The 11,135-nt window shown below is 54.3% G+C and carries 11 protein-coding genes and 1 pseudogene; 8 read left to right on the top strand and 4 right to left on the bottom strand.

What is annotated here, in order from left to right; genetic code table 11:
- The first annotated feature begins 139 nt into the window (after positions 1-139).
- The 5 genes from metF (at position 140) to B5G37_RS08640 (ending at position 4,939) form a co-directional block, all read left to right on the top strand.
- Positions 140-1,009 carry a methylenetetrahydrofolate reductase [NAD(P)H] gene (metF, locus tag B5G37_RS08660; protein WP_087256502.1) on the top strand — a complete coding sequence of 290 codons (870 nt, stop codon included), beginning with the start codon at positions 140-142 and terminating at the stop codon, positions 1,007-1,009.
- A gap of 86 nt (positions 1,010-1,095) precedes the next feature.
- A complete protein-coding gene (locus B5G37_RS08655; protein ID WP_087256500.1) occupies positions 1,096-1,692 on the top strand; it encodes a hypothetical protein in 597 nt (198 codons plus the stop codon).
- Positions 1,679-4,087, top strand: a complete 2,409-nt coding sequence (locus B5G37_RS08650) for a homocysteine S-methyltransferase family protein (protein ID WP_087256496.1) — start codon at positions 1,679-1,681, stop codon at positions 4,085-4,087. The genes B5G37_RS08655 and B5G37_RS08650 overlap by 14 nt, the downstream gene beginning before the upstream one ends.
- A 67-nt stretch (positions 4,088-4,154) precedes the next feature.
- Complete coding sequence (locus tag B5G37_RS08645) at positions 4,155-4,358, top strand: 4Fe-4S binding protein (RefSeq protein WP_087256493.1); 204 nt, start codon at positions 4,155-4,157, stop codon at positions 4,356-4,358.
- Positions 4,355-4,939 carry a hypothetical protein gene (locus tag B5G37_RS08640; protein ID WP_087256490.1) on the top strand — a complete coding sequence of 195 codons (585 nt, stop codon included), beginning with the start codon at positions 4,355-4,357 and terminating at the stop codon, positions 4,937-4,939. Before B5G37_RS08645 ends, B5G37_RS08640 begins: the two co-directional genes overlap by 4 nt.
- Before the next feature lie 44 nt (positions 4,940-4,983).
- Here the strand turns inward: B5G37_RS08640 and B5G37_RS08635 are convergent, their stop codons facing one another.
- The 3 genes from B5G37_RS08635 to B5G37_RS08625 form a co-directional block, all read right to left on the bottom strand.
- Entirely contained in the window at positions 4,984-5,646 is a 663-nt protein-coding gene (locus B5G37_RS08635) for a Crp/Fnr family transcriptional regulator (protein WP_087256487.1), read from the bottom strand.
- Between the two features lie 12 nt (positions 5,647-5,658).
- A complete protein-coding gene (locus tag B5G37_RS08630) occupies positions 5,659-7,635 on the bottom strand; it encodes a YgiQ family radical SAM protein (RefSeq protein WP_087256485.1) in 1,977 nt (658 codons plus the stop codon).
- A 90-nt stretch (positions 7,636-7,725) separates the two neighbouring features.
- A complete protein-coding gene (locus B5G37_RS08625; protein WP_087256483.1) occupies positions 7,726-8,400 on the bottom strand; it encodes a Crp/Fnr family transcriptional regulator in 675 nt (224 codons plus the stop codon).
- Between the two features lie 132 nt (positions 8,401-8,532).
- Between B5G37_RS08625 and B5G37_RS08620 the strand changes: the two genes are divergently transcribed.
- On the top strand, positions 8,533-8,901 hold the full coding sequence (locus B5G37_RS08620) for a VOC family protein (RefSeq protein WP_087256481.1): 369 nt from the start codon (positions 8,533-8,535) through the stop codon (positions 8,899-8,901).
- A 44-nt stretch (positions 8,902-8,945) separates the two neighbouring features.
- On the opposite strand, the pseudogene B5G37_RS08615 reads toward B5G37_RS08620, so the two are convergent.
- Positions 8,946-9,368: pseudogene (locus B5G37_RS08615) on the bottom strand (manganese catalase family protein); the annotation flags it as partial.
- A 92-nt stretch (positions 9,369-9,460) separates the two neighbouring features.
- Between B5G37_RS08615 and yaaA the strand changes: the two are divergent.
- Positions 9,461-10,216, top strand: coding sequence for a peroxide stress protein YaaA (gene yaaA, locus B5G37_RS08610; RefSeq protein ID WP_087256473.1), 756 nt, complete (start codon positions 9,461-9,463; stop codon positions 10,214-10,216).
- A gap of 78 nt (positions 10,217-10,294) precedes the next feature.
- Entirely contained in the window at positions 10,295-11,047 is a 753-nt protein-coding gene (locus B5G37_RS08605; RefSeq protein ID WP_087256471.1) for a helix-turn-helix transcriptional regulator, read from the top strand.
- Positions 11,048-11,135 lie beyond the last annotated feature (88 nt).

Here is an 11,135-nt window from a genome sequence, read left to right as displayed (position 1 = left end):
GTGGCACAATAATTCCGGTTAATAAAAATTTAACATCCCTGTAAACTTCCGTGGAGAATCTTGCATTTTGCCTATGCTTCCTGTATACTTTACAAACATAAGCTGTTTAGCGAAAAAAAGCAAACGAGTGAGGTGCCCTATGAAAATTGCAGAATTGTTTGGTCGAGGACGCCCGGTTTTCTCTTGTGAAATCTTCCCTCCCAAGAAGGATTCTCCCATTGACAGCATCTATCAGACGCTGGATGGGCTGAAAGATATCCGGCCGGATTTTATCAGTGTGACCTACGGTGCCGGTGGCTCCGGGGCGGTGAATCAGTCCACCCAGGAAATTGCCTGTATGATTGAACAGAAATACCACATTCCGGCCATGGCCCACCTGACCTGTGTGGGCTGCACCAAAGAGAGTTCTCTGGAAATCCTGGAGACTTTGAAGGCTGGCGGGGTGGAGAATATCCTTGCCTTGCGGGGGGACCACAACCCCAATGTGGGGTCTCATACGGATTTTCTCCACGCCAACGATCTGGTGTCCTGGATTCGTGAGCACGGAGATTTTGGCATCTCTGGCGCCTGCTACCCGGAAGGACATCCGGAAAGCCCGGATATTGTCTCGGATATTCGGTATCTGAAACAAAAGGTGGATGCAGGTGCCACGCATCTGGTCAGCCAGTTGTTTTTTGATAATGATGATTTTCTCCGCTTTTTGGAGCGTTGCCGATTGGCTGGCATTGACGTGCCCATCGAGGCGGGCATTATGCCAGTGCTGAGCAAGGCGTCCATTCAGCGTATGGTGTCTATGTGCGGGGCCTCTATGCCCCGAAAGCTGACCCGCATTTTGGCCCGCTATGGGGACCACCCCCAGGCTATGCGGGAGGCGGGCATTGCCTATGCCATTGACCAGATTTCCGATTTGATTGCGGCGGGAGTGGATGGCATCCATCTGTATACCATGAACAATCCTCAAGTGGCCCGCCAAATCAGCGACAGCATCTCCGCCATCCGCAGTGTATGAAGGAAAAGGAATTTATACTGACAGCCATAGACATCTCTGAAGTGCTGCGCTATATGGGATGTCCCCCAGAACAGGCAGATGCATCGTTGAAACAGATGGTAGAGGCCTGTGCCGATCAGATGGTGAAGATGGCGCGGCCTCGGTGGACCTCTCGTGCGTTGCCCATTTCTCATCAAAAAGAGGGTGTGTGTCTATCCAGCGGCCTACTCCTACCGGGCAAGGATATTTCTTCCCACTTGGATGGCTGCCATGAGGTGGTGCTGTTTTGTGCCACCCTTTCGTCTCAGGTGGATCAGCTCATCCGTCAGGCGGAGAGCCGGGATATGCTGCGAGCTCTCTGTCTGGATTGCTGTGCTACCGCGGCGGTAGAACAGCTGTGTGATTGGGTGGAGGAGCAAATCCACGCCCAATATCCTCAGTGCTACTTCCCGTTTCGGTACAGCCCAGGCTATGGAGACCTGCCGCTTTCGGTGCAGGGACCTTTCTTATCTCTGCTGGACGCGCCTCGTAAATTGGGGCTGTGTGCCAGCTCCAGCCATATTTTAACCCCGCGAAAATCGGTGACAGCGCTCATTGGCGTGGCCTCTGCGCCGGTGTCCAGCGCCAAACGCAGCTGCATCAGCTGTCCGGCGGGAGATCATTGTCAATATCGAAAGGCAGGTGGACACTGTGGATCTGCGTAACTTACTGGCCTCCGGCCAGCCTGTTTTGTTGGATGGTGCCATGGGCACCATGCTGCAAGCCAAAGGCCTTCCCACGGGAGCAACCCCCGAATTAGTGGCCTTGGAGCACCCTGAATGGCTTCTGGACATCCATAGCTCCTATCTGGATGCGGGAAGTCATATCGTGTATGCCAATACCTTTGGCGCCAACCGGGAGAAACTGTCTCACTGCGGAGCGACCGTGGAAGAAGTGGTCCGCGCTGCAGTCTTTCTGGCCAAGCAGGCGGCTCAGGGCAGGGGGCTGGTGGCGCTGGATATCGGGCCCATTGGACAGCTGCTTGAGCCCACGGGAACGCTGGAATTTGAAGAAGCGGTGGATATTTTTGCCCAGGTGGTCCGGGCCGGCGTAGCCGCCGGAGCCGATTTGGCGGTCATCGAAACCATGACAGACCTGCAGGAGGCCCGGGCGGCCCTGCTGGCTGTCAAGGAAAACAGCGATCTGCCTGTGATGGTCACTATGACCTATGAGGCAACGGGACGCACCTTCCTGGGGTGCCGTCCCGCCTGTGCAGCTTTGACGCTGGAGGGTATGGGGGCAGATGCTATTGGTATCAACTGCTCCTTAGGCCCGCGGGAGATGCCTCCTTTGGTGGAAGAGTTGATTGCTTGGACTACGTTGCCGGTGGTGCTCAAGCCCAACGCCGGGCTGCCCCATCCCGATGGTTCGGGATACGACATTACCCCGGAAGAGTTTGCTCAAAGCTTGGCCCAATGTGCCCAGTTGGGGGTACAGGTGTTTGGCGGCTGCTGTGGTACTACACCAGAGTACATCCGCCTGTTGCGGGATGCCCTCAGCCAGACCCAGGTGCGCCATGTGCCACGCCAAGTGCCTCCTGCGGTGTGCAGCGCCACCAGGGTGGTACCCATTGACCGGGTGCGCGTCATCGGGGAACGCATTAACCCCACAGGGAAAAAGCTGATGAAGGAAGCTTTGCGCCGGGGCGATGTGGACTATATGCTGGGCCAGGCCCTGGAGCAGGTGGAGGCAGGCGCGGACATTTTGGATGTCAACGTGGGCTTGCCTGACATCAACGAAAAAGAGATGATGGTGGAGGCGGTGAAGGCCATCCAGGGGATCACCGATGCTCCTTTGCAGCTGGACTCCACCGATCCCCAGGTGCTGGCCGATGCCCTGCGGGTATACTGCGGCAAGGCCATCGTCAATTCCGTCAACGGAGAAGATGCTACCAGCTGCCACATCCTGCCTCTGGTGAAAAAGTATGGGGCAGCAGTGGTGGGCCTGACCTTGGACGAGAAGGGAATCCCCCAGGGAGCCCAACAGCGTGTGGACATCGCCCGCCACATTTTGCAGCGGGCACAGGAGTACGGCATTGCCAAGCAGGACGTGTACATTGACTGTCTGACCCTCACTGTCTCCGCAGAGCCCACCGGTGCGGTGCAGACCTTGACCTCCCTTCGTCAAGTGAAGGAGGAGCTGGGTCTGAAGACGGTGCTGGGGGTGTCCAACATCTCCTTCGGGCTTCCTGCCCGCAGTTTGGTCAATCAGAACTTTTTGACCATGGCCATGGCCGCCGGTTTGGATTTGCCCATCATCAACCCCAATCTGGACGCAATGATGGCGGCGGTCCGGTGTTTCCATCTGCTGACCACCGTGGATGAAAATGCCGCAGACTTCATTGCGGCCTATGGAAATGCCACGGTATCCACCTCCATCACCAGCCAAACGACCACGAATGCATCCCCGCAAGCTGCAGGGGGCAAGACCTTGGAAGAGGCGGTGCAGGCAGGGTGGAAGGCGGAAGCTGCCGCTGCTACCCAGGCGTTGTTGGAACAATACGAGCCCATGGTCATCATCAATGAGAAGCTGATTCCGGCGCTGGATCGGGTGGGCAGTGATTTTGAGCAGAATAAAGTATTTCTGCCCCAGCTGATTCAGTCGGCAGGAGCGGCGCAGGCTGCCTTTGACGTGATCCGTCAACACATGTCGGGTAGCGGACAAGCCCAGGTGGAGCGGGGAACCATCGTCCTTGCCACCGTCAAGGGAGATATACACGACATTGGTAAGAACATCGTGAAGGTGCTTTTGGAGAATTACGGATACATGGTGGTCGATTTGGGACGGGACGTGGACCCCGAGAAGGTGGTGGAGGCCACACGGCAGCACAAGGCCCCCTTGGTGGGCCTGTCAGCCCTGATGACCACCACTGTCAAGAGCATGGAGGAGACCATTGTGCAGCTGCGCCGGGCCGGCTTGCCCTGCAAGGTGATGGTGGGTGGCGCAGTGTTGACACCGGAATACGCCCAGCAAATTGGCGCAGATTTTTACGCCAAAGATGCCAAGGAATCCGCGGACATTGCCAAACAGGTCTTTGAACAGCTTTCTGCTGAAGTGTGATCTGGTCACAGAACTTTGATGTGGCGCATAGTATGATACCTTCCATCGAGTTTAGGAGGTCAATGCTATGAGTCCAACAAAACGACGTGCAGTGGTGGATCAGGCGGTGTGCGTTGCCTGTGGCTGCTGTGTAAAGGTTTGCCCCTTGTCTGCCATTCGGGTGGAACGCGGATTGTATGCCGCAGTGGACCCTGCCCGATGTGTGGGGTGTGGGAAGTGTGCCAAGGAGTGTCCGGCGTCCGTTATCCGGATGGAGGAGGTGGCACGATGAACCAAAAGCACTGGTATGACTACCTCTGGATTGTATCCGCGGCCTACCTCATTCTGGGCTTTTTCAATATTCTGTTTGCCTGGCTGGGGCTACTGTGTTTCTTCATTCCCCTAATTTTGTCCGTGGCCACGGGGCAGAAGAGCTATTGCAACCGCTATTGCGGCCGTGGACAGCTGTTCTCCCTGCTGGGTGGTCGTTTTGGGCTGTCTCGCCGCCAGGATATCCCTGGTTGGATGAAGAGCAAGGCCTTCCGTTACGGGTTTTTGGTGTTCTTCTTTCTCATGTTCTTCTCTATGCTGTGGAACACCTACCTGGTGTTTACCGGGATGAAATCTCTGTCCCAGGCGGTGACCTTGCTGTGGACGTTCCGTCTGCCTTGGCATTGGGCGTACCATGGGACCTTGTTTTCTCCCGGTGTGGCCCAGTTTGCCTTTGGCTTTTACAGCGTGATGCTCACCTCCACGGTGTTAGGGCTGGTTACCATGGTTCTGTTCAAGCCTCGCTCCTGGTGTGTGTATTGCCCCATGGGCACCATGACCCAGCTGATTTGTAAGGCTAAAAACGCCTGTACATCCAAATGAATAGGACAACGGCTGCTATTCCTTGGAATAGCAGCCGTTGTTTTTTACGACGCTTGGCTCAGCTGTTTTAAGGTAGCTTCATCCAACAAATCCACTGCGCCACGGGAAAGGGCCACCAGGCCCTCTTGCTGGAAGTAGCGCAGCATCCGGGTCACCACTTCCCGGGCGGTACCCATGTGGTTGGCAATCTTTTCGTGGGTCAATTCCAGGTGAGTGCTCCCTTCCAGCACACTTTCCTGGAGCAAAAAGTCGGCCAGACGCTTGTCAAAACTTTTCCACATCACCTGCTCCATGAGCCACATGACCTCCGAAAAGCGTGTGCTCATGACCTCGTTGGTGAAGTTGGCCACAGCAGCGGACTGCTCCATGAGAGCTTTATACACATCGGGAGGGATTACCCAGAAGGTAGCATCCTTCTCAACCTGGATTTGGATATCGAATTGAATGCTTTGCAACATACAGGAGGCGGAAAATAGACACATGTCCTGCTCAAAAAGCCGGTATAGCGTGATCTCTCGTCCTTCCTCCGACAGAATATAGCCCCGCAATTGACCGCTGCACACCAAAAGTAGTCCTAGACAATCGGCAGAACCATTGTGAAGGATTTCGCCTTTACTGGCCTTGGCGTAGCGAGAAGAGCGCCCTAAGGTATCTTGCTGCTGAGGGGTCAATTGATCCCATATGGGAAAATAATCAGAAATTTTCATGTTCTCACCGGATTACTTTCTGCCTGTACGCTTTTTGCGGGAGTTGCTGGGTTTGGCCACGGCCCACCCGGCTTTTTTCTTGTGGGATTCCTTGGAACGAGTGGGCTTGGGAGGCTCGGCCTTTGATTTTCCGTTTCTATTTGAGTTGGATGCGTGGCGGGGTGCATCCACGGGCTTTTTACCTGCCCATTGGCCGCCTTTGGGACGAATCAGGCAGTGCTTGTCATAGCCAATGAGGTCTTCACGTCCGGCTTTCACCAGGGCTTCGTGCACCAACATGTAATTCTTAGGGTTACGATACTGAATCAGCGCACGCTGCATGGCTTTTTCGTGGGGATTGGTGGGCACATAGACAGGCTTCATGGTGCGGGGGTCCAGACCGGTGTAGTACATGGCTGTGGACAGCGTAGAGGGAGTGGGGTAGAAGTCCTGAACCTGTTCCGGCATATATCCCAAGTCCCGGAGATATTCAGCCAAAGCCACGGCCTCTTTCAGGGTGGAGCCAGGGTGGGAGGACATGAGGTATGGCACGACGTATTGCTTCAGACCAAATTGTTCATTGAGCTTTTTATACTTGGACAGGAACTTATCATACACGGCTCGGGGAGGCTTGCCCATTTTCTCCAAAACAGGGTCGGCAATGTGTTCCGGGGCCACTTTCAGCTGTCCAGACACATGGTGCTGCACCAATTCCTTGAAGAAGGTGTCGTCGGTATCCGCCAGCAGATAATCAAAGCGAATACCCGAGCGGATAAACACCTTTTTCACCCCGGGGATGTTGCGCAGCTTACGCAGCAGAGATAGATAGTCCCGGTGATCGGCTACTAGGTTCTTGCAGGGGCGAGGGAACAGGCACTGCTGAGTGGGGCAAACGCCTTTGGTCAGCTGTTTTTTGCAAGAGGGATGGCGGAAGTTGGCGGTGGGGCCACCCACATCGTGGATATAACCCTTGAAATCCGGCTCCCATACCATCTGTTGAGCCTCAGCCAAAATGGACTCGTGGCTCCGGGTTTGCACGATACGTCCCTGATGGAAGGTCAGGGCACAGAAGCTACACCCGCCAAAGCAGCCACGGCAGGAGACCAGACTGAATCGTACTTCTTCGATGGCGGGCACACCGCCGGCGGCCTCGTAGGAGGGGTGATAGGTGCGCATGTAGGGCAGTCCATATACCCGGTCCATTTCAGACTGGCTCAAGGGTTTTTGTGCGGGGTTTTGGATGACGTACTCCTTGGGACCATAGGGCTCCACCAAGGTTTTTCCGGAGAAAGGGTCTGTATTGCAGTATTGGGTGTAAAAACTTTGGGCGTATTTCCGCTTGTCCTCACACAACTCTTGGTAAGAGGGAAGGGTGAGGTAGGGAACCATCAAATCCACCTGAGTGGCGCGGTATACGGTGCCGTCTACAAAGGTGATGTCCTGGGGCTTGAGACCACTGTCCAGGGCATCAGCCACTTCCACCACAGACCGCTCCCCCATGCCGTACATCAGTAGATCCGCCTGGCTGTCCAGCAAAATGGAGCGCTTGAGCTTGTCCGACCAATAGTCATAGTGGGCCATGCGTCGAAGACTGGCTTCAATGCCGCCAATGAGAATGGGAATGTCCTTGTAGACCCGGCGGATCAAATTGCAGTAGACCACCGTGGCATAATCCGGTCGTTTCCCAACCACGCCACCAGGTGTAAAGGCATCCATCTTGCGGTGCTTTTTGGACACGCTGTAGTGGTTGACCATGGAGTCCATGTTTCCGCCTGTGACCAGGAAGCCAAGACGGGGGCGGCCCAGAATGGTGATGGACTGGGGATTTTTCCAATCAGGCTGAGAGATGATACCCACTTTGTAGCCTGCTGCTTCCAGCACGTGGCTGATGATGGCGTGGCCAAAGGAAGGATGATCCACATAGGCATCTCCGATGACATAGACGAAATCGCACTGGTCCCATCCACGCTGCTCCATATCTGCCTTGGAAATGGGCAAAAAGTCACGCATGTTGCGTCCTCCTTGAATTCGAACATAATTTGTATCTATTCTATACGAAAATTGCCAGGAAGGCAATGTATTTTTCCTTCCAGCAGAAAGCTATACCTCGGCGGTGGCGTCCGGCATGAGCACAAAAAACTTTCCATCCACTTGCAACAGTCCGTCCCGCTGCATTTTTCCCAGTTCATTGGAGAGTGCGCTGCGCTCCACATTGAGATAATCCGCCAATTGCTGCCGGTTAAAGGGAATGGCAAACGAGGGTGACTGGTGTTGAGCCGCCTGTTGGGACAGGTAGGTCAGCAGCCGTCCCCGGATGGTTTTGGCGGTGGTGCAGGCTATCTTTTTGGATAGTTCCAGGTTTTTTTGCGCGGAGATCATGAGCAAGTTTTCCACCAGCCTCTGGTGAAATCCGCAGCCGTTGCTACAAACCCGCAGCATGCGCGGGGTCTCCAGAAAGAGAATGGTGGTGGGCTGCGCAGCTACTACGCGTACCATCAGCGGCTGGTTAGGCACGCAGGCATAGGTCTCTGCGAACATGTGGCCGGGTTGTAAGGTGGAGAGAATGCTGCTGTGGCCCCAGAAGTCGTCTCGCAGAATCTGTACACTGCCCTCCAGTACCATACCCATGGCGGTGACACAGTCTCCGGCATCATAGATGGTTTGCCCTTTGGAAAAGGACTGTTCACGGGCCCGGAGGCACTCCAACATGGCAGGAATATCAGGGGCTTGGATGTTGCGAAACAGGGGAGTTTGAGTGAGAAACGTTAGGTCCATAGTTGTGCCTCCTGAGAATGGGGGTGGTGTATTCATTGTAAGTGGTTTTCAATTTTTCGTCAACTTAGTTGCAAGAATGCAGTGGGTCGGATATAATGGAACCCGTGTAAACCACTGGGAGGAGTGACCCCTATGATTCAATTTCAACACTTTAATTTCAATGTGCTAGATTTGGGCAAGAGCCTGGAGTTTTACCGGAAGGCCTTGGATCTGGAGCCGGTGCGGGAGCACTTGGCGGAGGATGGTTCCTTCAAACTGGTGTATCTGGGCGATGGACAGACTGAATTTCAGCTGGAGCTGACGTGGTTGCGGGACCGCACCGAGCCTTACAATCTGGGCGAGTGTGAGTTCCACTTGGCCTTTGTCACCGACGATTACGATGGTCTCCATGCCCGCCACCAGGAGATGGGATGCATTTGTTACGAAAATCCCGCTATGGGTATTTATTTTATCACCGATCCGGATGGATATTGGATCGAGATTGTTCCCCAGAAGAAATAAAAAAGGCCCCGGCAGCGAATAAAACATTCGCTGCCGGGGTTTTGTCATCGCTTTTGGTCGAAGGCGGGGTTGGTGAGATAGATGTTTTTCTGGTCCATGCGCTCTTTGGCTCGGTAGATGGCCTCACCAAATCGCTGGAAGTGGACGATTTCCCGCTCCCGCAGGAATCGAATGACGTCGTTGACATCGGGATCATCGGACATGCGCAGAATGTTGTCGTAGGTCACGCGAGCCTTTTGCTCGGCAGCCATATTTTCTGTCAAGTCCGCAATGACGTCCCCCTTGACGCCGATGCCAGCGGCATTCCAGGGGGAGCCGGAGGCGGCTGTGGGGTACACACCGGTGGTATGGTCGATGAAATAGGGGGCGAAGCCCCCGTCCCGCAGCTGCTCCTGGGTGAGGTTGCGAGTGAGCTGGTGGACGATGGTCCCGATCATCTCCAGATGTCCCAACTCCTCTGTTCCTACAGAGGGAGCGAATTGACACCTCTGTAGGTGTTGCCGGACTGCATTTCATGTGATATGGTATGAGTATAGTCTGGAATTTCGGAGGAACACCCATGAAAATCATCATCTCTCCGGCAAAGAAAATGAGAGTGGATACGGATACCCTTCCCTGGAAGGAGTTGCCCGCCTTTTTGCAAGACACAGAGCGTCTTTGCAAGACCATGCAGGGCATGTCCGATGAGGGACTGAAGAAGCTTTGGAAATGCAACGATGCCATTGCAAAATTAAATGTAGAGCGGTTGCGGCAGATGGATCTGCGCCGCAATCTGACCCCTGCGGTTTTGGCCTATGAGGGGATTCAGTATCGGTATATGGCTCCCGGGGTGTTTACCCAGCAGGAATACGACTACATCCAGGACCACCTGCGCATTTTGTCCGGTTCCTACGGTGTGCTCAAGCCCTTTGACGGGGTGACCTCGTATCGACTGGAAATGCAGGCGAAACTTCGAGTGGGGAAAAGCAAAAATTTGTATGAATTCTGGGGAGTACGGTTGGCACAAATCTTGGCCGAGGAAACCAACTGTATCCTCAACCTGGCCTCCAAAGAGTATAGTGTGGCGATCTCCAAGCACCTGCCCGCCGGTGTGCGCTGGATCACCTGTGTGTTTGGGGAGGAGAAAGACGGAAGAGTGATGGAGAAGGGGACAGCCTGCAAAATGACCCGGGGTGAGATGGTGCGTTTTCTGGCCCAGAATCAAGTGACCCGGGTAGAGGAGGTTACCAACTTTGACGGCCTGGACTACCACTACGACTCCACTCGATCCGATGAGAACACCTTTGTGTTTTTGCGTCATTCCAAGCATCGTTAGGTTCAAAATACCTGCGCAAAGAAACTTTGCTAGACAAGCAAGTGCCAATGACCTATGATGATTTTGAGGTGAGGGGCTATGACAGATGTGGGGAAAAACATTCGTACTCTGCGGGAGGCCAAAGGGCTGACCCAGGAGCAGTTGGCGCAGATGCTCTATGTGACCCGGCAAACTATTTCCAATTATGAGATGGGAAAAAGCAAACCAGATGTGGATATGATCCGGAACATTGCCCGGGTGCTGGATACGGATGCCAATACGCTTTTGTACGGGCCGCCGGACTTTCAGCGAAAAAGAATGGCTTGGAAAGGCTTCGGGGTTGGGGCTGTATTCTGTTTGGGGTTGTTTGTTGCGTATGGGCAGGCGGTTCCCTGGGCACAGGAGGTGGCCTGGACACGCTACACAATGTTTCCGTATCTGTTTTTGAGATTGATTGTGCTACCCTGTGCCATGTTTGCTCTGGGATGGACCATCATGCAGGGAGTGTGTTGCTTGCTTGGGGTAGACCTGGAACGGGGAGAGAGGAGCTATACGATTCCGCTTCGAATTGTCCTATGGATCGCTCTGGTTGTGGTGGCTTTACTCCTGGTTCCGTATGCAGTGTGGCTCATGGCGGAGTGGATCGGAGCGGGTAGCGGAAGTTTTCCACACATTCCCCTCTACACACCGTTGGTCAATGCCTTCATGATGAGGTGGGGGCAGGCGCCCTATCTAGCTTGGGGATTGGGCGTGGCCTTTTGGTGGGCGGGAAACTCTTTGCGGATATCCCATAAAGTTGAAAAAGAAAGCCCGAAGTTCAGATTGATATGCTCCCTCTATGAGAGACAGTGAAATAAAACACTGTCAATCATGGAGGGAGCATTGTCATGCCAAGGAAGCAAAAGTTAGGTGTAGAAGAAAAGATCAAGATTATACGAGA

Source organism: Pseudoflavonifractor sp. An85, assembly GCF_002161235.1.
GTDB lineage: Bacteria > Bacillota > Clostridia > Oscillospirales > Oscillospiraceae > Enterenecus.
Note: the sequence above shows the minus strand (reverse complement) of the source record. Positions and strands in the feature narration are given on the sequence as shown.